This is a genomic window from Streptomyces sp. NPDC053367 (assembly GCF_044545925.1).
Classification (GTDB): domain Bacteria; phylum Actinomycetota; class Actinomycetes; order Streptomycetales; family Streptomycetaceae; genus Streptomyces.
This window is the reverse complement of sequence record NZ_JBITYN010000007.1, coordinates 490,174-516,826: the sequence shown is the minus strand read 5'-3', so window position 1 is coordinate 516,826 and position 26,653 is coordinate 490,174. Positions and strand designations below refer to the sequence as shown.

Here is a 26,653-nt window from a genome sequence, read left to right as displayed (position 1 = left end):
ACTGCAGGGGGGACCCTGTGGGAGAGTAGGACGCCGCCGAACAATCATTGGAGAAAACCCCGCACCGGGAACGGTGCGGGGTTTTCTGCGTTTACGGCCTTTTACGGTGCGACCAGCCCCGTCTCATAGGCGAAGATCACCGCCTGGACCCTGTCCCGCGAGCCGGTCTTCGCCAGGATGCGACCCACGTGGGTCTTCACCGTCGACTCGGCGAGATGGAGGCGGTCGGCGATCTCCGTGTTCGTCCAGCCTTTGCCGATGACCGTCAGGATCTCGCGCTCGCGTTCCGTCAGCGCGGTCAGGCGCCCGTCCGGTGCCGAGGGGTCTCCCGTCGTCGCCACCGGGAGGTGATGGGCGTAGGCGTCCAGAAGGCGGCGGGTCAGGCTCGGGGCGACCACCGCGTCGCCCGAGGCCACCGCGCGGATGCCGGACAGCAGCTCCTCCGGCTGGGCGTCCTTGACCAGGAAGCCGGAGGCACCGGCGCGCAGGCCGGCGTAGGCGTACTCGTCGAGGTCGAACGTCGTGAGGATCAGGATGCGGGTGCGGTCGCCTGCGGCGGTGATGCGGCGGGTGGCCTCGATGCCGTCCAGCCCAGGCATGCGGACGTCCATCAGGACGACGTCCGGGTGGAGGTCGGCCGCCTTGCGGACCGCCTCGGTGCCGTTGGCGGCCTCGTCGAGGACCGTCATGTCGTCCTGGCTCTCCAGCAGCATGCGGAAGCCGAAGCGCTGGAGGGGCTGGTCGTCGGCTATGAGGACGGTGGTCACTGTGCGGGTTCCTCCGGGAGATGCAGATGGACACGCCAGCCCTGCTCCGGGTGCGGGCGCGGGCCGGCTTCCAGGGTGCCCCCGTACAGGGCCGTGCGTTCGCGCATTCCGGTGAGTCCGCGGCCGGCGTTGCCCCGGAGCGGGCCGCCTCGGCCGGTGTCCGTCACCGTGACGGTGACCGCGCCCGTGTCGGCGTAGGAGAGGACGATCGACGAAGTGGCGTTCGGGCCCGCGTGTTTGAGGGCGTTCGTGAGGGCTTCCTGGATGACGCGGTAGAGCGTGAGCTGGCGGCCCGGGGAGATCTTCGGGGTGCCTTCGACGGTGGTGGTGACCGGGAGACCGGCCGCGCGGACGCCGTCGAGGAGGCGGTCGAGGTCGGTGAGGGCGGGCTGCGGAGTGAGGTCGGCCGGTTCGGGTTCGTCCTCGCGCAGCACGTCCAGGAGGCGGCGGAGTTCGGAGAGGGCCTGGCGGCTGGTGCCGGCGATGGCGTCGAGGGCCTGGCCGGCGCGCTCGGGGGACCTGGCGGCGGCGTAGCGGCCGCCGTCGGCGAGGCCGGTGATGACGGAGAGGTTGTGCCCGATGATGTCGTGCATCTCCCGGGCGATCCGGGCGCGTTCGGCGGCGGCGGCGAGACGGGCCTGCTGGTCCCGCTCGGTCTCCAGGCGGCGGGCGCGGTCCTCCAGGGCGGCCGTGTAGTCGCGGCGGGTACGGACCGTGACGCCGACGGCGGCGGCGACGAGCAGCGACATCGCCTGCGGTACCAGGTCCTCGTCGGCGGGGCCCTGTGGATGCCGTACGACGGTCAGGACCACGGGTGCCATGCAGACGGCCGCCGCCCACCACAGGGACCGCAGCGGGCTGCGCAGGGCGATGTGGAAGACCACGAGCAGCTGGAGAAGTGCGGCCTGGAGGAGGGCGCCGGTCCAGGCGTTGGCCAGCAGGGCCGGTGCCATCAGGAGCAGCACCGCGCGCGGGTGGGAGCGGCGCCACAGCAGCGGTACGGAGAGAGCGAGGCTGAGGGCGAGGACGAGACCGCCGGGGACGTCGGTGCTGCGGGCGATGCGGGTCCAGCCGTCGCCGGTGAAGTCGATCAGGGCCGCGGTCGTCCAGAAACCGGCGAGGTGCAGGTCCCAGACGAGCGGGTGGCGCCGGTCGAAGGCGCGCACCCGCTGCACGGTCCGCTGGAGGTACTGGGTGAGGGGCTCCGGCGTCCGGGGCTTCTCGGTCGTCTGGTCCTCCGGCACGCCGTCCATGGTGCTGGTCGCGCCGCGTGCGCGGAAGTCCCTCATACGTCCCGTCGCTTGAGCAGTACCGCCGCCAGGCCCAGGACGGCCGCGGTCCACAGGGCCATGGCGAGGAAGGCGCCCGTGGGGGAGGCCAGGTCAGGGGTGGGGTCGGCGTAGGTGAGGGCTTCGAGGGCCTTGCCGGGGAGGTAGGGGGTGGCGTCGTCCACGAAGTCGTAGGGGAGCAGGGAGAGGACCTCCGAGAGGATCATCACCAGGCCGATCAGGGCGCCGATGCCCGCCGACACGGAGCGGACCAGCGAGCCGAGGCCCAGGGCGAGGACGCCGAGGAGGGCGAGACCGGCGGCGTTGGTGACGAGCGCACGCGCCACGCCGGGGTCGGAGAGGGAGGCGGCCTGGTTCGTGTCGGCGAGGAAGGTCTGGGCGAGGGGGAAGGTGAGGAAGTTCGTGATCAGGACGGTGACGAAGCCGACCGCGCCCAGGACGGCGGCCTTGGACCACAGCACGGGCAGCCGGCGCGGCACGGCCGTCATGGTGGCGCGGATCTGGCCGGTGGTGTGTTCGCCGGCCGTGGCGAGGATGCCGAGCGTGCCCAGGATGACCTGGGAGAACTGCATGCCCAGCAGCACCAGGAGGACGGTGTCGATGTCGTCGTCGCCGCCTCCGCTCTCGTAGCTCGCGCCGATGAGCAGGCCCGTGCCGATGGTCAGGACGACGGTCAGGGCCAGGCTGACCCAGGTCGAGCGGAGCGTCCACAGCTTGTGCCATTCGGCGCGCAGCACGCGGGCGGGGGTGACGGCGACGGGGGCCGTGGCGGTGGTCATGCGCGGGCTCCTTCGAGGTGGGAGGCGCCGTACTCGACCGAGTCGTGGGTGAGCGCCATGAACGCGTCCTCCAGGGAGGAGGCGTGCGAGGAGAGTCCGAAGAGCGGGATGCCGTGGGCCGCGGCCGTGCGGCCGATGTGCTCGGCGTCGGTGCCGCGGACGTCGAGGGTGCCGGGGGCGGTGGCCGTGACGGTCACGCCGGGGGCCCGGAGCAGCCCGGTCAGGGTCTCGGCGTCCGGGGTGACGACCCGGACCGTGCCGGCGCCGGAGTCCCGTACGAAGTCGGAGACCGTGGTCTCGGCCAGCAGGCGGCCGCGGCCGATGATGACGAGGTGCTCGGCGGTGAGGGCCATCTCGCTCATCAGGTGGGAGGAGACGAAGACCGTACGGCCCTCCGCCGCGAGGGTCTTGAGCAGGGTGCGGATCCAGAGCACGCCCTCGGGGTCGAGGCCGTTGACGGGCTCGTCGAGGACGAGGGTGTCCGGGTCGCCGAGCAACGCCGCCGCGATGCCCAGGCGTTGGCCCATGCCGAGGGAGAAGCCCTTGACCCGGCGGTGGGCGACCTCGGTGAGGCCGGCCAGTTCCAGCACCTCCTCGACCCGGGAGCGCGGGATGCCGTGGGTGAGGGCGAGGCCGACGAGGTGGTGGTAGGCGGTGCGGCCGGGGTGGACCGAGCGGGCCTCCAGCAGGGCACCCACGCGGGTCAGGGGCGCCGGCTGGGCGGCGTAGGCCGTGCCGTCGACGGTGGCGGTGCCCTCGGTCGGGGCGTCCAGGCCGAGGATCATCCGCATGGTGGTGGACTTGCCGGCGCCGTTGGGGCCGAGGAAGCCGGTGACGGTGCCGGACCGGACGGTGAAGGAGAGGCCGTCGACGGCGGTCTTTCCGCGTCGGCCGCCGTAGCGTTTGGTGAGCTGCTGCGCCGTAATCATGCTTCGATGCTCGTCCTCGCGGGCGCCCGGGGCGTCGGACGGCGGCCGTATATCGGGTGAGCCCGTAGTACCTCGGTACTACGGTGGCCCGCATGACCGATTCCGCTGATCAGAAGTTCGTCGTACGGCCCGTCAGGGCCGAGGAGTGGCGGGAGGCCAAGGCGCTGCGGCTGCTGGCGCTGCGCGACCCGGTCGCGCCGATCGCCTTCCTGGAGACCTACGAGGAGGCCGTGGAGCGGCCCGACTCCTTCTGGCGGGAGCGGACGGCCCGTACCGCCGAAGGGGCCTCGGGGGCGCGGCAGTTCATCGCCGAGACCGCCGACGGGGAGTGGGCGGGCACCCTCGCGCTGCTCGTCGAGGAGGCCGGCTCCACGGACTGGGCCGGGTTTCCGGTCGAGCGGCATCAGGGTCATGTCGTAGGGGTGTTCGTACGACCGGAGTGGCGGGGCGGCGAGGTCGGTGGGGCCCTGCTGGACGCGGCCGTGGAGTGGGCCTGGGAGCGGGGGCTGGAGCGGGTGCGGCTGATCGTGCACGAGGACAACGCCCGGGCGCAGGGCTTCTATCGCCGGGCCGGGTTCGTGCCGAGCGGGCTGACCGTGCCGCTGCCTCAGGCGCCCGGGGAGAAGGAGCTGGAGTTCGTGCTCGAGCGTCAGGGGTTCGCCCGGATCGCGTCACCGTCCGAACTGACGGGCTAGACGGGCAGTTCGTCGTGCGGCCAGCGGGAGCGGGCCTGTTCGCGGGAGCGGACCAGGGCGAGGGCGGGCAGGCCGGTCTCGGTTCCGCGGGCGAGGAGTTCCGGGAGTTCGGCGAAGGGGGCCACGGCCGCGATGTCGTCGAGGACCAGCGTGAGTGGTGGGTCGAGCCGACCGGAGGATGACCGTTCGGCCATGCGCCGGCCGCGCTCGACCACGCTTGCGACGAGGGCCGTCAGGAGGGGCATCGCGCCCGGGTTCGTGCGGGGGTCCTCGATGGACTCGCCTACCACATAAAGCGTTCCCCCTTCGTGGATGAAGGAATCCAAGGCGAGGGCATCAGTTCGGTTGGGAGTGCACGCCTCGCGGATGTTCACCGTGGACAGCGCGGCGAGGGCCCGGCCGGTCAGTTCCTGGGCCATGTCCCGGCGCTCGGGGTGGGCGGTGAGAGCGGCCTCCAGCTCGCCCGCGGAGCCGGGCGCGGCCTTGGGGTGCGTGCGGAGCGTCTTGACGGCGTCCTGGATCTGGTTGCCCTGGGACCAGCGGTGGACGTGGCGGATGGTGCGGCCGTCCAGGGCGGCGGCGTGGAGGTAGCTGCGCAAGAGCGTTTCGGCGGTGTCGCCGACCGCTTGGTCGAGCCGGGAGGTGGGGCGGACCGGGGTGAGGAGCGCGGCCGCTCTTCGTGCCGCGGTCTCCTTGGTCTCGCAGCCGGTCGTGGGGGACCAGTGGAGCCGTGCCGGGGTGTCGCAGCGGTGGGTGGGGTCGTAGAGGTGGGCCGGGCCGAGTTTCGACCGGGCGTCCTTGGTGGACCGCCAGAGGGCGGGGTTGGAGGTGACGACCAGGGCCGGGCCTTCCGCGTCCTGGAGCGCCCGCGTCGCCGTGTCCTGGCGGCTTTCGCTCGTGGTCGCCACCAGGGCGTTCGCCCAGCCGCCGGCCCGTTTCGCCGGCCCGGGCGGTGTCGCCGGCCCGGGCGGTGTCGCCGGGACCGCCTCCAGGGCGGGCTCGTCGGGGAGCGGCTTCTCGGGGGCCAGGGCCTTCTCCGGGACCAGCGCCTTCTCCGGGAGCGCCTTGTCAGGGGTGGGCCGCTGTTCGGTCCGGGGCTGCGGTACGTCGTACCGCGGGTGCTGCTCCCGCTGTCGCGGCTGTTCCTGGGGCTGCTCTCCGCGTCTCCTGCGCACGGCCCGCCAGCGCGCCACCGTACCGAGGACGAAGACCGTGAGGACCACCAGGATCATCAGCTGGCCGATGAGCAGGCCCCAGAACAGGCCGTAGCCGGACAGGGCGGTCGCGGGGGTGTCCGGCCAGGCGCCCGGAAGGTCGTGCGGCCGGCCGATGAGGTGGCGCATGGCCGGCGGGGTGCGGGCGAAGGTGACCGTGTCCGGCCAGCTGCCGTGGGCGAACCACGCGGCGAGGCCCGTGGCCGACCAGACCAGCACGGTCATGCCGACCAGGAACGCGAGTATGCCGATCAGCAGGCCGTCGGGGATGCCGCCGCCCTGGGACTCCCGTTGTTGATGCTGGGCCTTCACCCGTCGCTCCCTCACGCCACCGTCGACTCGGAGTCGCCGAGGTGCTGTTCCACGAAGGCCGCCGCGCGCTCCTCCGCCTCCAGCTCGGCGGCGAGCAGGGCGTCGTGCGCGAGGTCGGCGGAGGACTCGGTCATCGCGCGGTCGGTGAAGACCAGCGGGCGTTCGGTCTCGGTGACCAGGTGTTTGACGACCTGGACGTTGCCGTTGACGTCCCATACGGCGATACCGGGGGTGAGGCTCGGGATGATCTCCACGGCCCAGCGCGGCAGGCCCAGGACGCGGCCGGTCGCTCTGGCCTCGTCGGCCTTCTGCGCGTAGATCGTCCGCGTCGACGCCATCTTCAGGATCGCCGCGGCCTCCTTCGCCGCGGCCCCGTCCACCACGTCGGACAGATGGTGGACGACGGCCACGAAGGACAGGCCGAGCCGCCGGCCGAACTTCAGCAGCCGCTGGAACAGCTGGGCCACGAACGGGCTGTTGATGATGTGCCAGGCCTCTTCCACCAGGAAGATGCGCTTCTTGCGGTCGGGGCGGATCCAGGTGTGCTCCAGCCACACGCCGACGATCGCCATGAGGATGGGCATGGCGATGGAGTTGCGGTCGATGTGGGAGAGGTCGAACACGATCAGCGGCGCGTCCAGGTCGATGCCGACCGTGGTCGGGCCGTCGAACATGCCGCGCAGGTCACCGTCGACGAGCCGGTCGAGCACCAGGGCCACGTCCAGGCCCCACGCCCGTACGTCGTCTATGTCGACGTTCATCGCCTCGGCCGACTCCGGCTCGGGGTGCCGTAGCTGCTCGACGATGTCGGTGAGGACGGGCTGGCGCTCGACGATCGTCTCGTTGACGTAGGCGTGCGCGACCTTCAGGGCGAAGCCGGAGCGTTCGTCGAGGCCGTGGCCCATCGCCACCTCGATGATGGTGCGCAGCAGCGCGAGCTGGCCCGTGGTGGTGATCGCCGGGTCCAGGGGGTTGAGCCGGATGCCCATGTTCAGGGCGGCCGTCGGGTCCAGCCGGATGGGAGTTATCCCCAGCTCCTGCGCGATGAGGTTCCACTCGCCGACGCCGTCCTCGCCCTGGGCGTCCAGGACGACGACCTGGCGGTCCTTGAAGCGCAGCTGGCGCAGGACGTACGTCTTCTCCAGCGCGGACTTGCCGTTGCCGGACTCGCCGAGGACCAGCCAGTGGGGGGCGGGGAGCTGCTGGCCGTACAGCTGGAAGGGGTCGTAGATGTAGCCCTTGCCGGAGTACACCTCGCGGCCGATGATCACGCCGGAGTCGCCGAGGCCGGGCGCGGCCGTGGGCAGGTAGACGGCCTGGGCCTGCCCGGTGGAGGTGCGCACGGGCAGACGGGTCGTCTCCACCTTCCCGAACAGGAAGGAGGTGAAGGCGTCGGTGAGGACGGACAGCGGATCCCGCATGCGGATGGTCCCTACCTTCGGATGCCGGTGGCGAACGGAAGCGTGTTCACGAAGGCCCGGTGGTGCTCGCGGTCGCACCACTCCAGCTTCAGGTACGACTTCCCGGCCGACGCCCTTATGGTGCGCTTGTCGCGGGCCAGAGCCTCGGGACTGCGCGAGGAGACGGTGATGTAGCCGACCAGGTTCACTCCGGCGGCGCCGCTGGCGAGGTCCTCGCCGCGCTGGTCGAGGCGGGTGTGGGCGGCGACGTCCCGGGGGTCGACGGTGCGGTTCATCTTCGCGGCGCGGGACGCCTCCGCCTCGTCGTTGGTCTTCTCCGTCAGCATGCGTTCGATGGCGATCTCGGTGGGTTCGAGGTCCATCGTGACGGCGACCGTGCGGATGACGTCCGGGGTGTGGACGAGCAACGGCGCCAGGAAGTTCACGCCGACGGGCGTCATCGGCCATTCCTTCACCCAGGCCGTGGCATGGCACCAGGGCGCGCGCGTGGAGGACTCCCGGGTCTTGGCCTGGAGGTAGGTGGGCTCCATGGCGTCCAGCTCGGCCGGCCAGGCATTACGTTTCGTCATCGCCTGGATGTGGTCGATCGGGTGGTCCGGGTCGTACATGGAGTGGATCAGGGAGGCGAGCCGGCCCTGGCCCAGGGGCTGCCGTACCCGGATGTCGGCTTCCTGCAGCCGGGAGCAGATGTCGGTCAGCTCGCGCGCCATGACGACCGCGAGGCCGGAGTCCCGGTCGACCTTGCCGCCGTGCGGGCGGGCCGCGCGGGCCATGGCATTGGCCTCGGCGGCCAGTTCGCGCGTGAAGTGCATGCAGGCCACGAGATAGGCGCGGTGCTGCTCGCTGCTGGTGGACACCATCGACTGGAGCTGGTCGTACGACTGCTGCAGCCAGGCCGGTGCCCGCTCGTCGCCGCGCTGGGCGACGTCCTTGGCGTGGGCGTCGGGGTCGGCGGGCAGGGTGCGGGCGAGCATCTGCAGGCGGGTGACGAAGCCGTCGCCGTTGGCCACGTGCTTGAGCAGGGTGCCGAAGCGGTCGACGAGGGCCTCCTGGTCCTCGCTGTCACGCAGGCCGACGCCGGGGCCCTCGATCTCGATGGCCGCGGTGACGGTCCTGCGGTCGGCGTGCAGCAGCACGGCGATCTCGTCGGGCCCGAAGGGGGCCGCCAGCCAGGTGATGCGGCCGATCCCGGGCGGGGGCCCGACCTCGACCTCGCGGCCGTCGATCCGGGTGCCGGCCTCCATGGCGCCGGAACGGTAGACGGTGCCCTGCCGCAGGGTGCGCTTGTAGCTGCGGTTGATCTCGAACCACTTGTAGAACGTGCGCTGCTTGTACGGCACGTAGACCGCGGCGAGCGCGAGCAGCGGGAAGCCCATGAGCAGCACGATGCGCAGGGACAGCACCGGGACGAGGAGACCGCACATCATGCCGAGGAACGCGCCGCCGATGATCAGCGCGATCTCACCGGACTCACGGTTCCGGCCGACGATCGCGTTCGGCCGGGCGCGGCCGATCAGATATGTACGGCGGGGCGTGACCGGATGGGACAGATGGGACTCGGTCGTCAACGCCCTTCACCTCCCGTGCGGTTGGTACTGCTGTTGCGGGTGCTGCTGGCGTGGGGTGTGTTGACCGGACTGACGGGGCTGCCCGCGCGGGGCGAGGGCGCGGCGGAGGGGACAGATCCGCCGCCACCGGTCGAGGTGCGCGAGCTGTGCGCGGCCATGCCGCCGGCGGTCTGACCGGCGGGGCGGGGGGCGCCGTTGCCCGTGCCGCCGCCGTTGCTGTCGGCGCGGGTGCTGTGGGTTTTGATGCCCTGCGCGACGAGGGTCGCGGGGGAGCTGATGACGGCGGCGGCCTTGCCCTCGGCGCCCTGCATGATGCGGTTGCTGCGGGAGCCGGCGATCTCGTCGCCGAAGCCGGGCACGAAGCGGTAGATCATCGCGGACGCGAAGATGGCGAGCAGGATGATGGCGAGGCCGGAGACGACCGCGGAGAACGCGTCGGGGCCGTCGTCGGCGGACAGGGCCCCGGCCAGGCCGAGCACGATGACGATCACCGGCTTGACCAGGATGACCGCGATCATGATGCCCGCCCAGCGGCGGACGTGGCCCCAGAGGTTCTTGTCGACGAGGCCGGCGTAGACGACGGTGCCGAGGAGTGCGCCGACGTAGAGCAGGGCGGCGCGGATCACCAGCTCCAGCCAGAGGACGCCGGCGGCGAGGATGGACACGAGGGAGACGACGATCAGCATGATCGGGCCGCCGCCGATGTCCTCGCCCTTCTCCAGGGCGCCGGAGAAGTTGCCGAAGAACACGTCGGTCTGGTCGCCGGTGGTGTTCGCGAGGACCTCGCTGATGCCGTCCGTCGCGGAGACGATGGTGTACAGGACGAGCGGCGTGAACGCGGACGCCAGCACCGTCAGCCAGAGGAAGCCGATGGCCTCCGAGATGGCGGTGCTCATGGGCACGCCCCGCACGGCCCTCTTCGCCACGGCCAGCAGCCACAGCAGCAGGGTGAGGATCGTCGACGCCGCGAAGACCACCGCGTACTGCTGGAGGAACTTCGCGTTCGTGAAGTCCACCGTCGCGGTGTCCTTCACGGCCTCACTGAGCTTGTCGATCGTCCACCCCGCCGCGTCGGCGCATCCGCGCGCCAGCGACGAGAGGGGGTCGAGCGTGGAGGTGGGGTCGAGGGAGGGGTTGACCGCGGCGCCTCTGTCGCTGTCGCCTTCGCAGTAGCGCTTGGCGGGGCCTGCGATGAGTCCGCAGGGGTCGTCGCTCTTGGACGGGCTGGGCGACGGTTCGGCGAAGGCACGGCCGGCCAGGAGGACGGCGGCTGCCTGCGTGGTGGCCACCAGGCCGGCGAGCCTGAACGTGCGGCGCGGGTTACCGGGCATAGGTGAAGCCTCCGAACTCCTCGACCGCCTGGCCGATCTCGTCAGCATCCGACACCGGGTTGTCCCCGGGCACGGGAGTGGGGCCGGTTCTCTGACTGGTCTCCAGGACCTTCCAGTCGTTGCCGCTCCAGTTCAGCTCCACCGTCACGGTGAACCAGCCGTTGGTCACGGGGTTCGTCGAGTTCTCGCCGGCAAGACCGAAGAGGCCGTTACACCAGACCTCTACGGTCGCCGCGTCGGAACTGAAGGCTGTGACCTTGGTGCCTGCCGGCAGCGTGCGGTTGACGAAGGTGCTTCCGGCAGGGGCCGTGCCGTCCTTGTCGAGGCCGATCTTCTTGAGGAAGTCCGGTGAGTAGTCGGCGTCGAAGCCGGCCTGGAGGCGCCCCACCGCGCTGGGATCGGCGATGGCCTGCACGATGGCGTGGCGTCGATCGCTGTTGAACATGCCGTCCGAGCCCAGTACAGCCGCGTAATTGGCCGCCGCGCTCTCCGCCCCCTGGCGGTCGTGGGCGAAGCCCGCGGCGACCGGGCGGGTCCCCGTCGGGGCCGTCGATGACGTCTCAGGGGGCTTGCTGCCGGGTTCGGCGTCGGTTGGTGAATCGTCTCCTCCGCGGTTGGCGAAGGCGATCGCGGCGATGAGGAGGACGACGACGGCCACGACGGTGATGAGGCTGCGGGAGGAGGCGGGCCGGCGGCGGGGGCCGCCGGTGTAGGGGTCGCCTTCGGGGAGGCGCGTGCGGGTGCCCGCGTAACCGCCGGAGGCGTGCGTGTCGTGCTCGTCTCCCAGACTCATGCGGCCCACGCCCCCTCGGCGTCGTACGGAAGCACCTCGTGCCGGAACACGTCGTCATACGACGGTAGCCGTGCTGGTTCCCGCGCGGGCGCGGTGTGGTGACTCGACATCAGGGAGACGCAACCTCAGCCGGTGGGCACGACGGACGGGTGGGACGTGGGGACAGGACGGGGCCGGGCCGGGCGTGCGTGCCCGTCGGGCGCGAGGTGCTACACCGCCCTACACCGCCATGCCGTAGACGATCGTGAACAGCGTGCCGAGCGAGCCGATGATGAAGACGCCCGTGAGGCCCGCGATGATCAGGCCCTTGCCCTGCTCCGCGCTGAAGGTGTCCCGCAGGGCCGTCGCGCCGATGCGCTGCTTCGCGGCGCCCCAGATGGCGATGCCGAGGCACAGCAGGATGGCGACCGCCATCACGACCTCGATCATGACCTTCGCCTCGTTGCCCAGGCTGCCGAAGGGGCCCCAGTCCGGAGCGATCCCGCCGATGATGGTGTTGATGTCTCCCTTGTCGGCCGCAAAGAGCATGTAAGTCACCGCCCCTGGTGGGTAGTTCCGCTATCCCCTGCGGTGTGCAGAGGTCAGGCCCATTCTCGCCGACAATGGCGCCGCAGTATGTCGACTTGGCGTCATTGGTTGGCGGGTTTCGTACGAATACCTTGGTAACTCTGTGTATCACGGCAGGTCACGCCGGGCAATGAGGCCTGAGCGGAACCTGTCGGCGGTTCCGTCGTTGACCCCTTTTACCGTCGGGGCGGCGCGCCGTGACGGTCCGTCGGGTGAAGGCTAACCCTGCCGGGGGGTGAGGCCGTGCAGCAGGTGGTGGACCAGCTCTCCGACGGAATCCAGCGCGGCCTCGGCCGGAAGGTGGCCGCCCGCGGTGAAGGCGGCCACACCGTGCAGGGCGGCACCCGCCAGAAGGGTGATGCGCTCGGGGTCGCCCGCGATGATCTCGCCGCGCGCCTGGGCGTCGGTGACGAGCCGGAAGAAGGGCGTCATGGCGCCCTCCACCGCCGCTGCGAGCTGGTCGGAGATGTCCGGGTCGTGCTTGCGGGCGTACATCAGTTCCAGCAGGGCCGCGTTGTCGACGGCGAAGCGGAGGTAGGCGCGGGCGAGGGCGGTGAGCCGGGTCTCGAGGGGGAGGGAGGGGTCGTCGGCACCGTGGACGGCCCGGGTCATGCGCTGGAAGCCCGAAAGTGCGAGCGCGTCGAGGAGGGCCTGCTTGTCCTTGAAATGGCGGGTCGGGGCGGCGTGGCTGACGCCGGTGGTGCGGGCGAGCTCGCGCAGGGAGAGCGCGGCGGCCCCTTTCTCCCGCAAGGTGTCCTCGGCGCCGGCGAGAAGGGCGGCGCGGAGGTCTCCGTGGTGGTAGGGGCGGTGCTCGGACATGGTCAGCATCGTAGCTGTACGTAGTCACTGACCGGCCGGTTCCGGCTTGGCTGATGTTGTCATTGACAGCATTGTTGCTGATGCCTACATTGACGTCATGTCCTCTACGCCCTCCTCCACGCCCTCCGCATCCACGCCGGCGTCCCGGCCGGCCAAGTGGAACGCCTCCCGGCTCCCCGATCTGTCAGGCCGTACGGCACTGGTCACCGGCGCGAACAGCGGCATCGGCCGGGCCGCCGCCGCGGCGCTGGCCCGCGCGGGCGCGCACGTCGTGCTGGCGGTACGGGACCCGGAGCGGGGGCGGAGCGCCGCCGCGGCGATCGGCGGCAGCACGGAGGTGCGCCGGCTGGACCTCGCCGACCTGTCCAGCGTGCGCGCCTTCGCCGACGAGTGGGGCGAGCGCCCGCTGGAGGTGCTGATCAACAACGCGGGCGTGATGATGCTGCCCCGGCAGGAGACCAGGGACGGTTTCGAGATGCAGTTCGGCACGAACCATCTCGGCCACTTCGCGCTGACCAACCTGCTGCTGCCGTATGTGACGGACCGGGTGGTGACCGTCTCCTCGGGGGCCCACCGCTGGGGCGGCGCGAGGAACCGCATCCGCTTCGAGGACCTCCACTGGAGGTCCGGCTACACCCCGCAGGCCGCCTACGCCCAGTCCAAGCTGGCCAACCTCCTGTTCACCCTGGAGCTGCAGCGCCGGCTGTCCGAGGCCGGCTCCGCCGTCCGCGCCCTCGCCGCCCACCCCGGCTGGTCCGCCACCAACCTGCAGAGCCACGCCGCCAACCCCGTCACCCGGGCCGTCATGCAGCTCGGCAACCGCTTCATCGCCCAGGACGACACCGCCGGCGCCCTCCCCACCCTGTACGCCGCCACCCAGAACCTCCCCGGCGCCAGCTACGTCGGACCGTCCGGCCCCGGCGAACTGCGCGGCGCACCCACCCTGGTGGGCCGGTCGCCCGCGGCGAGCGACCCGGAGGCGGCGCGGCGACTGTGGGACGTGTCGGAGGAGCTGACGGGCGTGGGGTTCCCGGTGGGCGCCGGGAGGGCGTGAGCGCCGCCACGGACGCCCCGTCAGGTCCCCATCCCTCACGAGAGCCTGGCTTGCACTGGATTCCGGGCGGGCAGCTCCTAGACTGACGCGGGCGTACTCCCGGCGGGTGAGGGGCGGTTGACGGTGCGTAAGGCGTGGGTCGTGGCGGGTGCCGCAGTCGCGGCGGGGCTCGGCTTCGTGATGCTGCTCGTGGTGGGCGTGTACGTCGTCGCCGGGAACCTGATGAACGGCGTCGGCGGCGGCGGGCGCGCCCTGGCCAAGGGCGCGGTGCCCGCCGCGTACCAGAGCCTGGTGCAGCGCTGGGGCAACCTCTGCCCCGCCATCAGCCCCGCGCTGCTCGCCGCCCAGCTCTACCAGGAGAGCGGCTTCGACCCGAAGGCCAAGAGCCCGGCGAAGGCCGAGGGCATCGCGCAGTTCATCCCCGGCACCTGGGCGACCCACGGCGTCGACGGTGACGGGGACGGCGACCGGGACGTGTGGGACCCGCAGGACGCGATCCCCTCGGCGGCCTCCTACGACTGCACGCTCGCCAAGTACGTCAAGGACGTGCCCGGGGACGCCACCAGGAACATGCTCGCCGCCTACAACGCGGGGGCGTACGCGGTCATCAAGTACGGAGGCGTGCCGCCGTACAAGGAGACCCAGAACTATGTGAAGACCATCACGACCCTTCAGGCGAGCTTCGCCGCCCCCGTCGACCGGGTCGAGCCCTCCCAGCAGGCCGCGGGAGCCATCCACTTCGCGCAGAGCAAGCTCGGCACGCCCTATCTGTGGGGCGGGAACGGGACGCCCGAGCAGGGGGGCCGGTTCGACTGCTCGGGGCTGACCAAGGCGGCGTACGAGAGCGTGGGGATCACGTTGCCGCGGGTGGCGAACGACCAGTACAACGCGGGGCCGCATCCGGGGCGGGACGAGCTGCTCCCCGGTGACCTGGTGTTCTTCTCGACCGATCCGTACAACTCCCGGGCCATCGACCACGTGGGGATCTACGTCGGCGGCGGGTACATGATCGACGCGCCGCGCACGGGAGCCGTGATCCGGTTCGACCCGATCGATACGGCGAAGTACTTCGGTGCGACCCGCGTCACGGCCGATGGCGCGAAAGCGTTGCCCACAGGTGTCTGAAACCGGGTGAACCGAGCGTGAACCCCTCCCCTGAGCTGCGGCGATGGGTCTCTCTTCGATAACGTCTGCGTGATCATTCAGTGGAGTGTGGAACGAACCAGTGGGAGCCGTGCGTTCCTGTTGACGGATCGGCCGAACGATCCGCCGAACGATTCACCGGACGGTCCGTCGAACGACTCTTCGCACGGATCACCGAAGGATCCTGACCGCCCGTACGACGAAGGGGCCGCTGCACCATGGCTGGACTCGCGCAATCCGGGTCGAACCCCGACGTCGAGCTGCTCTACGACATCAACGGCCTGGCCAAGGACGCACCGCACTGGTTCGACAGGGTCATGGAGTTCGTCGGCGAGTTCGGGCTGCTGTTCGCCATGGTGCTGCTCGTGCTGTGGTGCTGGTGGACCGTGAGCCGGCGCGCGTCCGCCGAGGAGGCCGCCTCCTCCGTGGCCGCGCTGGTGTGGGCGCCGCTCGCGGCCGGGATCGCCGTCCTGGTCAACGTACCGATAAGAGGCTTCGTCGAGCGGCCCAGACCCTTCCGTGACCATCAGGGCCTGGAGGTCCTGGTGTCCGGCAAGGACGACTTCTCGTTCGTCAGCGACCACGCCACCCTCACCATGGCCATGGCGGTGGCGCTGTTCGTCGCCAACCGCCGCTTCGGGCTCATCGGCATAGGGCTGGCGCTGCTGGAGGGCTTCTGCCGCGTCTACATGGGCGTGCACTACCCGACGGACGTCATCGGCGGGTTCGCCCTCGGCACCGCGGTGGCACTGCTGCTGTCGCCGCTCGCGATGGCGCTGCTCACCCCGCTGACGCGCGCGGTCGAACGCTCCCCGCGCGCGGGCCGGCTGATCCGCCGCAGATCGCCCGAGGGGGGCGCCGTGACCCCCGGGACCCGTGCGGAGACCGTCCCCGACACCGAGAAGGACCTCGCGGCCTGAGGCCCGCGGCGGCCCGGCGTTCAGCTCTCCTCGTGGCCGGCCGCGTCGGCACGGGCCAGACTCCGTGCCCTGCGCGCCGGGCCGCGCCAGCCGCAGCTGCAGCGGGCCACACAGAACGGCCCTTGTTCGACGGTGGTGGTCCGGTGCTCGACGGGCTCCTGAGTGGGCGCGAAGCGCTCCTGCTGCGTCACGTCGACAACGTTACCCAGCCCGGGTGAACCACGGGCTTCCCGCATCTCCGCCTCCCCCGGCCGACCGCGTGACGGCACCCCCTACCCGTCGTTAACCGTCACATCGGGGGCCCTTGACGGACGTACGGCTGGGGGTAGGCAGGCGATGGCGGAGCGGCAGCACGGCAGGGCGGGCGGGACGGTTGTGGCGGCGGGGCTCATGGCCTGTGTCTGCCTCGGCTCCGCCGGATGCGGGAGCCCCGGATCAGCCGCCGAGGACCCGGTGCACACCCTGCACGAGGCGGCGGACGCGCTGGTGGACGCGAAGAGCTCCAAGGCGCGTACGTCGATGGAGATGGCGACCGGCGGCACCCGGGTCACCATCCGCGGCGAGGGCGTCTACGACTACACCCGGCAGCTGGGCCGGCTCAGGGTGCTGCTGCCGCAGGATCCGGCCGGCCGGACCGAGCACCGGCCGATCACCGAACTCCTCGCGCCGGGCGCGCTGTTCATGAAGAACCGGGGCGCGGGCGTGCCCGCCGACAAATGGGTGCGGGTGGAGACGGCGACGCTGTCCGACGGGAACCTGGTCACCGGCGGGGCCACCGACCCGTTCGCGGCGGCCGAGGTGCTGCGCGGCACCCGCTCGGCGACCTTCGTCGGCACCACCGACATCGCGGGCACCGAGGTGTGGCACTACCGGGGCACGGCCGACCTCTCGGCGGCCGCCCGCGGCGCCTCCCGGGGCGCGCGGGACTCCCTGGCGGCGGCGGCGAAAGGGTTCGCCACGTCCGTGGTGCCGTTCGACGTGTTCCTCGACGAGGAGGGCCGCATCCGTAAGATCCGGCACCGCTTCAGCTTCGTCAACGGCCGCCACCGGGCGACGGTCGCGGTCGCCTCCACCACGCTCCTGTATGACTTCGGAGTCCCCGCCGACGTGCGGCTGCCGGCCGAGGAGGACATCTACGCGGGCCGGATCGCGGAGGAGTGAGCAGCCCCGCACTTGTATGAGAACTAGCCCGTCCGTGCCATGCGCGGTGCGTAGGCCGCTCCCTACTCTAGGAAGCCGGTGACGGCGGAGGAGAGGTGATGCGCGTGGCTCCGGTCGGCGGTACGGCGGTGCAGGACCACGTGGCCCTCGCCGAGATCGAGCTGTGCGGGGAGCTGATCATCGCGGCCTCGGCGGCCGATGTGGAGCGGCTCAGCCTCGACTGCATCGACGCGGTGCTCAGGGTCGCCGAGGAGCGAGCCGGGACGAGGAACGACCCGGGCGCCGAGGCGTAGACGGACGGCGACGGCGGACGGCCGAGAACCACCGCCCGCCGCACAGCGCCTCCCGTCCCGCGGCCCGGCTCAGGTGCGCAGCATCCGCCCGATCGCCTTCGTGGCCTCCTCCACCTTCGCGTCGATCTCGTCGCCGCCCTTGAGGGCCGCGTCGGCCACGCAGTGCCGCAGGTGTTCGTCGAGGAGCTGCAGGGCGAAGGACTGCAGCGCCTTGGTGGAGGCGGACACCTGCGTGAGTATGTCGATGCAGTAGACGTCCTCGTCGACCATGCGCTGCAGGCCGCGGATCTGGCCCTCGATCCGCCGCAGGCGCTTGAGGTGCTCGTCCTTCTGCTTGTGGTACCCGTGCACTCCATGGTCGTGGTCGGTCACCACGGCCTCGGCGGGCGCCTCTGCGCCGGCCTCGGTGGTCGTCATCACGGCCTCCCAATCAAGACGAGCTTGGTCATATACCCCCGGCGGGTATATGGTACCGAATTTCGCGGGTATGAGGGCCCTGTGTCCGAGACCACCTTCTGTACGGCCTGCCCCGCCCGCCTGCCGATAACTCTGCCTGATGGGCGACACTGGGGGACGGCCCGTTAGCCGTGGCCGAATGTTGCGCCTAGCATCAGCCTGACCGAAACCGAAGCACCCCGAGGACCCCACGTGCGCTTTCGTCTGACCCCCAGGGAGACGAGCTTCTACGACATGTTCGCCGCGTCCGCGGACAACATCGTCACGGGCTCGAAGCTCCTCATGGAACTGCTCGGGGCGGACACCTCCGCCCGGGCCGAGATCGCAGAGCGTATGCGGGCCGCGGAACACGCCGGTGACGACGCCACGCACGCGATCTTCCACCAGCTGAACTCCTCGTTCATCACGCCCTTCGACCGCGAGGACATCTACTCCCTCGCGTCCTCCCTCGACGACATCATGGACTTCATGGAGGAGGCCGTCGACCTGGTCGTCCTCTACAACGTCGAGGAGCTGCCCAAGGGCGTCGAGCAGCAGATCGAGGTCCTGTCCCGGGCGGCCGAGCTGACGGCCGAGGCCATGCCCAACCTGCGCACGATGGACAACCTCACGGAGTACTGGATCGAGGTCAACCGCCTGGAGAACCAGGCCGACCAGATCCACCGCAAGCTGCTCGCCCACCTCTTCAACGGCAAGTACGACGCCATCGAGGTCCTGAAGCTCAAGCAGATCGTGGACGTCCTCGAGGAGGCCGCCGACGCCTTCGAGCACGTGGCCAACACGGTGGAGACCATCGCGGTCAAGGAGTCCTGACCCGTCCATGGACACCTTCGCTCTGGTCGTGACCATCGCGGTCGCGCTCGGCTTCACGTACACCAACGGCTTCCACGACTCCGCCAACGCCATCGCCACCTCGGTGTCGACCCGCGCGCTCACGCCACGGGCGGCGCTGGCGATGGCCGCGGTGATGAACCTCGCGGGTGCCTTCCTCGGCCAAGGGGTCGCGCACACCGTCAGCAAGGGCCTGATCGAGACGCCCACCGGTGACAAGGGGATGGGCATCCTCTTCGCCGCGCTCGTGGGCGCCATCGTCTGGAACCTCGTCACCTGGTACTTCGGCCTTCCCTCGTCCTCCTCGCACGCGCTGTTCGGCGGCATGGTGGGCGCGGCCCTCGCGGGTGGCACGGACGTCATCTGGTCGGGCGTCCTGGAGAAGATCGTCATCCCCATGTTCGTGTCCCCGGTGGTCGGCCTCGTCGCCGGTTACCTGGTCATGACCGCGATCATGTGGATCTTCCGCCGCGCCAACCCCCACAAGGCCAAGCGCGGCTTCCGCATCGCCCAGACCGTCTCGGCGGCGGGCATGGCGCTCGGCCACGGCCTCCAGGACGCCCAGAAGACGATGGGCATCGTCGTGATGGCCCTCGTCATCGCCGACGTCCAGGGATCCGACGATCCGATCCCGATCTGGGTGAAGATCGCCTGCGCCGTGATGCTCTCCCTCGGTACGTACGCCGGCGGCTGGCGCATCATGCGTACGCTCGGGCGCAAGATCATCGAGCTGGATCCGCCGCAGGGGTTTGCCGCCGAGACGACGGGGGCGTCGATCATGTTCACGACGGCCTTCCTCTTCAAGGCGCCCATCTCCACGACGCATGTCATCACGTCCGCGATCATGGGCGTCGGGGCGACCAAGCGGGTGAACGCCGTCCGCTGGGGTGTGGCCAAGAACATCGTCCTGGGCTGGTTCATCACCATGCCGGCGGCGGGGGCCGTGGCCGCCTGCGCGTTCGGCCTGGTGAATCTGGCCTTCCTGTAGGGCGCCGTCCCACTCGGCCCGTTCTCGCCGTGCGCGGGTGCGGGCCCGTCGGCGGCTTGTCGCGCAGTTCCCCGCGCCCCTGAAAGACCGCCATCCCGGCAGGGTTCGTTCCGCCGTGTGCGGGTGCGGGCCGTTCGTGGTCGGTCGCGCAGTTCCCCGCGCCCCTGAAAGGCCGCCATCCCGGCAGGGTTCGTTCCGCCGTGTGCGGGTGCGGGCCCGTCGGTGGTTTGTCGCGCAGTTCCCCGCGCCCCTGAAAGCGCCCATCCGACCGGGCCCGTCTCGCCGTGGGCGGGTGCGGGCCCGTCGGTGGTTTGTCGCGCAGTTCCCCGCGCCCCTGGAAGCGCCCATCCGACCGGGCCCGTCTCGCCGTGTGCGGGTGCGGGCCCGTCGGTGGTTTGTCGCGCGGTTCCCCGCGCCCCTGGAAGCCGCCCATCCGGGCAGGCCCGTCTCGCCGTGGGCGGGTGCGGGTCGTTCGGGGCTGGGCGCGCAGTTCCCCGCGCCCCTGGGGGCTGCCGTCAGGTGCGTACAAGGGGAAGCGACCCCCCCTCCCCGGCCCCGGCCCGCCCACCGAACTCGGTGGGCTACAGCAGCCCCCACCCGGCCCGCGCAGGCCGCCGCAGGCGGACGAGAGCGGGCCCGCCCCCCGGGAGCCGGGGGGCGGGCCCTCTTCTGCCTCGCGGTGGCACCGCCATGCAGCACCGCGAGGGGTTCGGGGAGGAACGACGGCTCAGCCGAAGCGGCCGGAGATGTAGTCCTCGGTCGCCTGGACGGACGGGTTGGAGAAGATCCGCTCCGTGTCGTCGATCTCGATCAGACGCCCCGGCTGGCCCACGGCCGCCAGGTTGAAGAACGCCGTCCGGTCGGACACCCGCGCCGCCTGCTGCATGTTGTGCGTCACGATGACGATCGTGAAGCGCTCCTTCAGCTCACCGATGAGGTCCTCGATCGCGAGCGTCGAGATCGGGTCCAGCGCCGAGCACGGCTCGTCCATCAGCAGCACGTTCGGCTCCACGGCGATCGCCCGCGCGATGCACAGACGCTGCTGCTGGCCGCCCGAGAGCCCGGAGCCGGGCTTGTTCAGGCGGTCCTTCACCTCGTTCCAGAGGTTCGCGCCCTTCAGCGACTTCTCCACGATGTCGCTGAGCTCGCTCTTCTTGTAGTTGCCGTTCAGCCGCAGCCCCGCCGCCACATTGTCGAAGATCGACATCGTCGGGAACGGGTTCGGCCGCTGGAACACCATGCCGACCTCACGCCGCACGGACACCGGGTCGATCCCCGCCCCGTACAGGTCCTCGTCGTCCAGCAGCACCTTGCCCTCGACCCGTCCGCCGGACGTGACCTCGTGCATCCGGTTCAGCGTGCGCAGGAAGGTCGACTTGCCGCACCCGGACGGGCCGATGAAGGCCGTCACCGAGCGGGGCTCGACGGTCATCGAGATGTCCTCGATCGCCTTGTGGGATCCGTAGTAGGCGGTCAGTCCGCTTACGTCGATTCGCTTGGCCATGATTGCTTCACTTCCAGATTTCGATCGGTCGCCGTTGGCCGCGTCAGCGACCGGTCTTCGGGGCCTTCCAGCGGGCGATCCCGCGGGCCACCAGGTTGAGGATCATCACGAAGGCGATCAGCGTGAGGGACGCGGCCCAGGCGCGGTCGTACGCCGCCTCGGACTGGCTCTGCTGGTACTGCTGGTAGATGTACAGCGGCAGCGACGCCTGCGCGCCCTCGAAGGGGTTCGTGTTGATGAACGGGTTGCCGAACACCAGCAGCAGCACGGGCGCGGTCTCACCGGCGATCCGCGCGACGGCGAGCATGATGCCGGTCGTGATGCCGCCGATCGCGGTCGGCAGGACCACCTTCAGGATCGTCCGCCACTTCGGCACGCCCAGCGCGAGGGACGCCTCGCGCAGCTCGTTCGGGACGAGCTTGAGCATCTCCTCGGTGGAGCGCACCACCACCGGCATCATCAGGATGGCCAGGGCGAGCGAGCCGGCGAAGCCGAAGGGCTGCATGTCCCACATCAGCATGAGGCTGAGGATGAACAGGCCGGCGACGATCGACGGGATGCCGGTCATCACGTCGACGAAGAAGGTGATGGCCCGGGCCAGGTTGCCCCGCCCGTACTCGACCAGGTAGATCGCGGTGAGGACACCGATCGGCGCGCCGATCGCGGTGGCGAGACCGACCTGCTCCAGGCTGCCGATGATGGCGTGGTAGATACCGCCGCCCACCTCGGAGTCGGCGACCACACCCATGGAGTGGGTCAGGAAGTAGACGTCGAGGACCTTGATGCCGCGCTGGACGGTCGCCCAGATCAGCGACGCGAGCGGGACGATCGCGAGCACGAAGGCGACCCACACCACGGAGGTGGCGACGCGGTCCTTGGCCTGCCGCTTGCCCTCGACGCGTGCGGCGATGGCGTACGTACCGAGGACGAAGAGCAGTGCGGCGATCAGGCCCCACTGGATACGGCTGTCCAGGCCGGCGGCGAGGCCGATGCCGACCGCGACGGCCACGGAGCCCGCGGCGATGGCCCACGGGGACCACTTGGGCAGGCTGGCGCCGCGCAGGGTGCTGGGGCGCTTGTCGGTGACGACGGCTGCGTGGCTCATGCGTTGGCCCCCGAGTACTCCTTGCGGCGGGCGATGATCGCGCGGGCCGCGCCGTTGACCAGCAGGGTGATGACGAACAGCACCAGACCGGAGGCGATGAGCGCGTCACGGCCGAAGGGCGTCGCCTCGTTGAACTTGCCGGCGATGTTCTGGGCGAAGGTGCCGCCGCCCGGGTTGAGCAGGCTGGCCTCGATGGTGAAGCTCGGGGAGAGCACGGTGGCGACGGCCATGGTCTCGCCGAGGGCGCGGCCGAGGCCGAGCATGGAGGCGGAGATCACGCCGGAGCGGCCGAAGGGCAGGACGGCCATGCGGACGACCTCCCAGCGCGTGGCGCCGAGGGCCAGCGCGGCCTCCTCGTGCATCTGCGGGACCTGCCGGAAGACCTCGCGGCTGACGTTGGTGATGATCGGCAGGATCATGATCGCGAGCAGGATGCCCACGGTGAGCATGGAGCGCGGGGCGCCGCCCTGCCACTCGAAGATGCCGGTCCAGCCGAGGTAGTCGTCCAGCCAGCCGTAGAGGCCGTTCATGTGCGGGACGAGGACCAGGGCGCCCCACAGGCCGTAGACGATGGACGGCACGGCGGCGAGCAGGTCGACGACGTAGGCGATGGGACTGCTCAGTCGGCGGGGGGCGTAGTGGGTGAGGAACAGCGCGATGGCGACGGCGACCGGGACCGCGATGACCATGGCGATGACCGAGGAGACGATCGTGCCGAAGGCCAGGACGGCGATGCCGAACACCGGGGGCTGGAGGTTGGTGTTCCACTCGAAGGTGGTGAGGAAGTTGCCCTCGTCCTCGCCGATGGCGAGGAACGCCCGGTAGGTGAGGAAGATCGCGATCGCGGCCATGACCGCGAGCAGCAGGATGCCGGAGCCGCGGGAGAGGCCGAGGAAGATCCGGTCCCCGGGGCGGGTGGCGCCGCGTGCGTTGCGCTTCTGCTCGGTCACGGTCGGCTGTGGGGCGGGCGGAGGTACGTGGGTGTTCTGCGTCTTTGTGTCCATCGGGTTCTCCGGTCTGCGGAGCCGTCCGCGGAGGGCGGCTCGGTGGAGCCGTACTCGTCGTGCGGCCCCTGGCGGCGGTGCACCGGACGGTGCGGTCCGGCCCCGGTGGGGACCGGACCGCACCGGGAGGTCAGCTCAGCTCTTCGATGGTCGTGCGGACCTTGGCGATGATGTCGGCCGGGATCGGCGCGTAGTCGTTGTCGGCGAGGACCTTCTGGCCGTCCTCGCTGGCGATGTAGCGCAGGAAGGCCTTGGTGGCGGGCAGGCTGTCGGCCTTGTTGCCCTTGTCGCAGACGATCTCGTAGGTGACGAGGGTGATCGGGTAGGCGCCCTCGGCCTTGGTCTTGTAGTTCAGCTCCAGGGCGAGGTCCTTGCCCGTGCCGACGACCTTGGCGTCCGCGATGGCCTTGGTGGCGCTGTCGGTGGAGGCCTTGACCGGGGCGGAGGCGCCCGTGTCGAGGGAGACGACCTGGAGGTCCTTGGCGTAGGAGAGCTCCATGTAGCCGATGGCGCCGGAGTTCTGCTTCACCTGCTGGGCGACGCCCGCGGAGCCGGAGGCCGCCTGGCCGCCCTTGGCCTGCCAGGCCTTGCCGCCCTCGTACTTCCAGTTCTCCGGGGTGGTGGCGATCAGGTACTTGGTGAAGTTGTCCGTGGTGCCGGAGTCCTCGGCGCGGTGGAACGCCTGGATCTTCAGGTCGGGCAGCTTGGCGTCGGGGTTGAGCGCCTTGATGGCCTTGTCGTTCCAGTTGGTGATCTTGCTGTCGAAGATCTTCGCGAGGGTCGGCGCGTCCAGGACGAGGTTGTCGACACCCGGGACGTTGTAGGAGATCGCGATCGGGCCGCCGACCATGGGCAGGTCGATGCCCTGGCCGCCCTGGCAGATCTCCTTGGAGGCGGTGATCTCCTCGGGCTTCAGCGCGGAGTCGGAGCCGGCGAAGGCGACCTGGCCCTGGGTGAACGCGGTCACGCCGGCGCCGGAGCCGCCGCCCTTGTAGTTGATCTGCACGCCGTTGCAGGCCTGCGTGAAGGCCTTGACCCAGGCGTCGATCGCGTTCTTCTGCGCGGACGAGCCGTCGGCCAGCAGCTGGCCCTTGGCGTCGTCGCACTTGATGTCGCCGGCCTGGGTGCTGGTGGAGGCGCCGCCGCCGCTGGTCTTCTCGCCGGTGTCGTCGGAGCCGCACGCCGTGAGGGCCAGGGCGCCGGAGACGGCGAGAGCACCGAGGGTGAGGGCCCGCCGGTTCATGCGCTGAAGCTTCACTTTCGGGAATTCCTTCCAGGAGCCGCCGTCCTGATCGGCGGCGTGCGAAGTCTGACCGGCACGAGCCGCACTGGGCGCGCCCTCACCGGGTAAGGCCGAAATTAGGCAGAACAGGTGAAGCCGCCGATGGCCGGAAGTGAACGGGGGGTGAACCCCTGCGGTCGGTGCGGTTAGGTCACGGAATGCTCACGGGGAGGGCACGTGGAGGTACCGGAGCAAGTCGGCCGTCCTGCAACAGCGACTCCATCTACCAGGACAAAAAGGATACTTGTCTCTGGTGTCGCACACGCGGCCGGCCACCGGCGCACGACCGGCGCCCGGTCTGGAACCCGGCGGCCCGCGGGCCCGTCTCGTTCCATGGGGACCGGCGCGATGCGGAGGCGGACATGGAACGGCGTACGTTCATCGGCGGCGGGGTCGCCGCCCTCGCGGCGGCCACGTCGGCCGCCTGCACCGGCGGCGACGGCACGGCCCGCCCGAGCCGTACGCCCCCGTCCAAGGCGCCGACGGTCACCGCGATGACGGCGACCGGCGCCTCCGCGGCGGCGGCCGGCTGGGCCGCCCTGGCCCGCGACCTCGACGGCCCGCTGATCCGCCCGGGCGACGCCTCCTGGGCGGCGGCCCGGCAGCTGTACAACACCCGCTTCGACGGCCTGAAGCCCTCCGCCGTCGCCTACGTCGCCCACCCGGCCGACATCCGCACCGTCCTGTCGTACGCGAAGGCCCATGATCTGCGCGTGGCGATCCGCAACGGCGGCCACTCCTACGCGGGCTGGTCCTCGGGCAACGGACGGCTGATCATCGACGTCTCCAAGCTGAGCCGGGTCCGCGCGAGCGGGAGCACGGCCGTCGTCGGGGCCGGCGCCAAGCTGATCGACGTCTACCGGGCGCTGGCCGCCAAGGGCGTGACCATCCCGGCGGGCTCCTGCCCCACGGTCGGCGTCTCCGGGCTCGTCCTCGGCGGCGGACACGGCGTGGTCTCCCGGGCGTACGGCCTGACCTGCGACAGCCTCACCCAGGCCACCCTGGTCACCGCCGACGGCAGGCAGCTGGTGGCGAACGCCCGCGAGAACAAGGACCTCTTCTGGGCGCTGCGCGGCGCGGGCAACGGCAACTTCGGCGTCGTCACCGAGCTGCACTTCCGCACCCACCCGGCGCCGCAGGCGGTGTCCGCGTACATGAGCTGGCCGTGGTCGAAGGCGGCCGCGGTGGTGAAGGCCTGGCAGGAGTGGGGGCCCGGTCAGCCCGACGAGATCTGGTCGTCGCTGCACCTGGCGAACGCGGCCGGCGGGACCCCGACCGTCTCCGTCGCGGCGTTCTCCCTCGGCACCTACGGCGAGCTGCAGAACGCCGTCGACCGCCTGGCCGACCGGATCGGCGCGTCGGCGACGAGCGTGTCCCTGCGGCGGCGGTCGTACGAGGAGGCGATGGAGGTGTACGCGGGCTGCTCCTCCTTCGCCACCGACGCGCAGTGCCATCTGCCGGGCTCCACCCCGGGCCGTTCCCCGCAGGGCGCGCTGGGCCGCGAGACGTACGCCGCCCGCTCGGACTTCTTCGACCGCTCGCTGTCCGCGGCCGGCATCCGCACCCTGCTGTCGCAGATCCGCTCGGTGCGCGGCGGCACCGGCTCCATCGCCCTGACCGCGCTGGGCGGGGCGGTCAACCGGGTCTCCCCGACGGCGACGGCCTTCGTGCACCGCCGCTCCCGGATGCTGGCCCAGTACATCGGCGCCTGGCGGGCGGGCACCTCCGGCTCCACGGCCCAGTCCTGGCTCACCGACGCCCACCGCGCGATGCGCCCCTACGCCTCGGGCGCCGCCTACCAGAACTACACCGACCCGACGCTGACGAACTGGCGCACGGCGTACTACGGCGACGCGGCGCCGCGGCTGACCCAGCTGAAGCGGCGGTACGACCCGGAGCGGGTGTTCACCTACCCCCAGGCGCTGTGACCGGCCCCGGCGACCGGTCGGGAGCCGGTCCGCTGCCGATCCCCGGTTTCAGCGGCATGGAGCCTTCCGCTACGTGCGTTCGAAGGACCGCAGCAGCTCGTCGACCAGCTCCCGGTCGCGCGGCTGGGTCAGCCGCGCCCGGGCCGCCTGCGGGCGGAGCCACAGGACGCGGTCGACCTCGGTGGTGGGGACGAAGCCGCCGCCCGTGGCCTCGGCGGCCCAGTAGCGGACCTGCTTGGGGCGGCCGCCCGCCAGGTAGTGGACGGTCGACAGCTCGCCGCCGGGACGGGCGGTGTGGCCCGTCTCCTCCACCACCTCGCGCAGCGCGCCCGTGAGCGCGTCCTCGCCGCGCTTGAGCTTGCCCTTGGGGTGCGACCAGTCGTCGTACCTGGGGCGGTGCACCAGGCAGATCTCCGGCTCCCCGTCGGCCGGGGAGCGGCGCCACAGGACACAACCGGCCGCCAGGACCGGGGAGTTCTTCGCCGGGGAGGACATCCACG

The 26,653-nt window shown here is 71.1% G+C and carries 27 protein-coding genes; 9 read left to right on the top strand and 18 right to left on the bottom strand.

Annotated elements, in window-relative coordinates; all coding sequences use genetic code 11:
• Nucleotides 1–101: 101 nt before the first annotated feature.
• Genes ACIGXJ_RS22400 through ACIGXJ_RS22385 form a run of 4 tightly spaced genes read right to left on the bottom strand, consistent with a single transcriptional unit; the run spans nt 102 to nt 3,764 of the window.
• Complete coding sequence (locus ACIGXJ_RS22400; RefSeq protein WP_399648078.1) at nt 102–767, bottom strand: response regulator; 666 nt, start codon at nt 765–767, stop codon at nt 102–104.
• Nucleotides 764–2,056: a sensor histidine kinase gene (locus tag ACIGXJ_RS22395; protein ID WP_399648075.1), complete on the bottom strand. Its 1,293-nt coding sequence runs from the start codon at nt 2,054–2,056 to the stop codon at nt 764–766. The genes ACIGXJ_RS22400 and ACIGXJ_RS22395 overlap by 4 nt, the downstream gene beginning before the upstream one ends.
• The gene (locus ACIGXJ_RS22390; protein WP_399648073.1) at nt 2,053–2,835 is read right to left on the bottom strand and encodes an ABC transporter permease; all 783 of its coding nucleotides are present in this window, start codon (nt 2,833–2,835) and stop codon (nt 2,053–2,055) included. The genes ACIGXJ_RS22395 and ACIGXJ_RS22390 overlap by 4 nt, the downstream gene beginning before the upstream one ends.
• Entirely contained in the window at nt 2,832–3,764 is a 933-nt protein-coding gene (locus ACIGXJ_RS22385; protein ID WP_399648071.1) for an ABC transporter ATP-binding protein, read from the bottom strand. Before ACIGXJ_RS22385 ends, ACIGXJ_RS22390 begins: the two co-directional genes overlap by 4 nt.
• A 92-nt stretch (nt 3,765–3,856) precedes the next feature.
• Between ACIGXJ_RS22385 and ACIGXJ_RS22380 the strand changes: the two genes are divergently transcribed.
• Nucleotides 3,857–4,459 carry a GNAT family N-acetyltransferase gene (locus tag ACIGXJ_RS22380; RefSeq protein ID WP_399648069.1) on the top strand — a complete coding sequence of 201 codons (603 nt, stop codon included), beginning with the start codon at nt 3,857–3,859 and terminating at the stop codon, nt 4,457–4,459.
• On the opposite strand, the gene ACIGXJ_RS22375 is transcribed toward ACIGXJ_RS22380, so the two are convergent.
• The 7 genes from ACIGXJ_RS22375 to ACIGXJ_RS22345 form a co-directional block, all read right to left on the bottom strand.
• Nucleotides 4,456–5,898 (bottom strand): type VI secretion protein, encoded by a 1,443-nt coding sequence (locus tag ACIGXJ_RS22375; protein ID WP_399648120.1) that lies wholly within the window; start codon nt 5,896–5,898, stop codon nt 4,456–4,458. The two genes, ACIGXJ_RS22380 and ACIGXJ_RS22375, sit on opposite strands and share 4 nt — an antisense overlap.
• A gap of 98 nt (nt 5,899–5,996) precedes the next feature.
• On the bottom strand, nt 5,997–7,406 hold the full coding sequence (locus tag ACIGXJ_RS22370; RefSeq protein ID WP_399648068.1) for an ATP-binding protein: 1,410 nt from the start codon (nt 7,404–7,406) through the stop codon (nt 5,997–5,999).
• Between the two features lie 11 nt (nt 7,407–7,417).
• Nucleotides 7,418–8,974: an SCO6880 family protein gene (locus ACIGXJ_RS22365; RefSeq protein WP_399648064.1), complete on the bottom strand. Its 1,557-nt coding sequence runs from the start codon at nt 8,972–8,974 to the stop codon at nt 7,418–7,420.
• A complete protein-coding gene (locus tag ACIGXJ_RS22360; RefSeq protein WP_399648061.1) occupies nt 8,971–10,305 on the bottom strand; it encodes a hypothetical protein in 1,335 nt (444 codons plus the stop codon). Before ACIGXJ_RS22360 ends, ACIGXJ_RS22365 begins: the two co-directional genes overlap by 4 nt.
• On the bottom strand, nt 10,295–11,098 hold the full coding sequence (locus ACIGXJ_RS22355) for a hypothetical protein (RefSeq protein WP_399648058.1): 804 nt from the start codon (nt 11,096–11,098) through the stop codon (nt 10,295–10,297). Before ACIGXJ_RS22355 ends, ACIGXJ_RS22360 begins: the two co-directional genes overlap by 11 nt.
• Before the next feature lie 219 nt (nt 11,099–11,317).
• Entirely contained in the window at nt 11,318–11,626 is a 309-nt protein-coding gene (locus ACIGXJ_RS22350; RefSeq protein ID WP_003991275.1) for a hypothetical protein, read from the bottom strand.
• A gap of 258 nt (nt 11,627–11,884) precedes the next feature.
• Nucleotides 11,885–12,493, bottom strand: a complete 609-nt coding sequence (locus ACIGXJ_RS22345) for a TetR/AcrR family transcriptional regulator (RefSeq protein WP_399648055.1) — start codon at nt 12,491–12,493, stop codon at nt 11,885–11,887.
• Nucleotides 12,494–12,581: 88 nt separating this feature from the next.
• On the opposite strand from ACIGXJ_RS22345, the gene ACIGXJ_RS22340 reads away from it, so the two are divergent.
• The 3 genes from ACIGXJ_RS22340 (at nt 12,582) to ACIGXJ_RS22330 (ending at nt 15,601) form a co-directional block, all read left to right on the top strand.
• Nucleotides 12,582–13,538: an oxidoreductase gene (locus ACIGXJ_RS22340; protein ID WP_399648053.1), complete on the top strand. Its 957-nt coding sequence runs from the start codon at nt 12,582–12,584 to the stop codon at nt 13,536–13,538.
• Nucleotides 13,539–13,655: 117 nt separating this feature from the next.
• On the top strand, nt 13,656–14,663 hold the full coding sequence (locus ACIGXJ_RS22335) for an NlpC/P60 family protein (RefSeq protein WP_399648050.1): 1,008 nt from the start codon (nt 13,656–13,658) through the stop codon (nt 14,661–14,663).
• 236 nt (nt 14,664–14,899) lie between these two features.
• On the top strand, nt 14,900–15,601 hold the full coding sequence (locus ACIGXJ_RS22330; RefSeq protein WP_399648048.1) for a phosphatase PAP2 family protein: 702 nt from the start codon (nt 14,900–14,902) through the stop codon (nt 15,599–15,601).
• 20 nt (nt 15,602–15,621) lie between these two features.
• On the opposite strand, the gene ACIGXJ_RS22325 is transcribed toward ACIGXJ_RS22330, so the two are convergent.
• Nucleotides 15,622–15,792, bottom strand: coding sequence for a hypothetical protein (locus tag ACIGXJ_RS22325; RefSeq protein WP_399648046.1), 171 nt, complete (start codon nt 15,790–15,792; stop codon nt 15,622–15,624).
• Between the two features lie 145 nt (nt 15,793–15,937).
• On the opposite strand from ACIGXJ_RS22325, the gene ACIGXJ_RS22320 reads away from it, so the two are divergent.
• Both ACIGXJ_RS22320 and ACIGXJ_RS22315 read left to right on the top strand, forming a co-directional pair.
• Entirely contained in the window at nt 15,938–16,762 is an 825-nt protein-coding gene (locus ACIGXJ_RS22320; RefSeq protein ID WP_399648044.1) for a hypothetical protein, read from the top strand.
• Between the two features lie 98 nt (nt 16,763–16,860).
• On the top strand, nt 16,861–17,055 hold the full coding sequence (locus ACIGXJ_RS22315) for a hypothetical protein (RefSeq protein ID WP_399648042.1): 195 nt from the start codon (nt 16,861–16,863) through the stop codon (nt 17,053–17,055).
• Nucleotides 17,056–17,124: 69 nt separating this feature from the next.
• On the opposite strand, the gene ACIGXJ_RS22310 is transcribed toward ACIGXJ_RS22315, so the two are convergent.
• Nucleotides 17,125–17,472: a metal-sensitive transcriptional regulator gene (locus ACIGXJ_RS22310; RefSeq protein WP_399648040.1), complete on the bottom strand. Its 348-nt coding sequence runs from the start codon at nt 17,470–17,472 to the stop codon at nt 17,125–17,127.
• 231 nt (nt 17,473–17,703) lie between these two features.
• Between ACIGXJ_RS22310 and ACIGXJ_RS22305 the strand changes: the two genes are divergently transcribed.
• Together ACIGXJ_RS22305 and ACIGXJ_RS22300 are read left to right on the top strand one after the other, a co-directional pair.
• Nucleotides 17,704–18,324, top strand: coding sequence for a DUF47 domain-containing protein (locus ACIGXJ_RS22305; protein WP_399648038.1), 621 nt, complete (start codon nt 17,704–17,706; stop codon nt 18,322–18,324).
• Between the two features lie 7 nt (nt 18,325–18,331).
• Nucleotides 18,332–19,330 carry an anion permease gene (locus ACIGXJ_RS22300; protein WP_399648036.1) on the top strand — a complete coding sequence of 333 codons (999 nt, stop codon included), beginning with the start codon at nt 18,332–18,334 and terminating at the stop codon, nt 19,328–19,330.
• Nucleotides 19,331–20,057: 727 nt separating this feature from the next.
• Here the strand turns inward: ACIGXJ_RS22300 and pstB are convergent.
• The 4 genes from pstB to pstS form a co-directional block, all read right to left on the bottom strand.
• Complete coding sequence (gene pstB / locus ACIGXJ_RS22295; RefSeq protein ID WP_399648033.1) at nt 20,058–20,834, bottom strand: phosphate ABC transporter ATP-binding protein PstB; 777 nt, start codon at nt 20,832–20,834, stop codon at nt 20,058–20,060.
• A 43-nt stretch (nt 20,835–20,877) separates the two neighbouring features.
• Complete coding sequence (gene pstA, locus ACIGXJ_RS22290) at nt 20,878–21,939, bottom strand: phosphate ABC transporter permease PstA (protein ID WP_399648031.1); 1,062 nt, start codon at nt 21,937–21,939, stop codon at nt 20,878–20,880.
• Nucleotides 21,936–22,943 carry a phosphate ABC transporter permease subunit PstC gene (gene pstC, locus ACIGXJ_RS22285; RefSeq protein ID WP_399648029.1) on the bottom strand — a complete coding sequence of 336 codons (1,008 nt, stop codon included), beginning with the start codon at nt 22,941–22,943 and terminating at the stop codon, nt 21,936–21,938. Before pstC ends, pstA begins: the two co-directional genes overlap by 4 nt.
• Nucleotides 22,944–23,073: 130 nt before the next feature.
• The gene (gene pstS, locus ACIGXJ_RS22280; protein WP_399648026.1) at nt 23,074–24,201 is read right to left on the bottom strand and encodes a phosphate ABC transporter substrate-binding protein PstS; all 1,128 of its coding nucleotides are present in this window, start codon (nt 24,199–24,201) and stop codon (nt 23,074–23,076) included.
• 386 nt (nt 24,202–24,587) lie between these two features.
• Between pstS and ACIGXJ_RS22275 the strand changes: the two genes are divergently transcribed.
• Nucleotides 24,588–26,153: an FAD-binding oxidoreductase gene (locus tag ACIGXJ_RS22275; protein ID WP_399648024.1), complete on the top strand. Its 1,566-nt coding sequence runs from the start codon at nt 24,588–24,590 to the stop codon at nt 26,151–26,153.
• Nucleotides 26,154–26,222: 69 nt separating this feature from the next.
• On the opposite strand, the gene ACIGXJ_RS22270 is transcribed toward ACIGXJ_RS22275, so the two are convergent.
• Nucleotides 26,223–26,648, bottom strand: a complete 426-nt coding sequence (locus tag ACIGXJ_RS22270) for an NUDIX hydrolase (RefSeq protein ID WP_399648020.1) — start codon at nt 26,646–26,648, stop codon at nt 26,223–26,225.
• Nucleotides 26,649–26,653 lie beyond the last annotated feature (5 nt).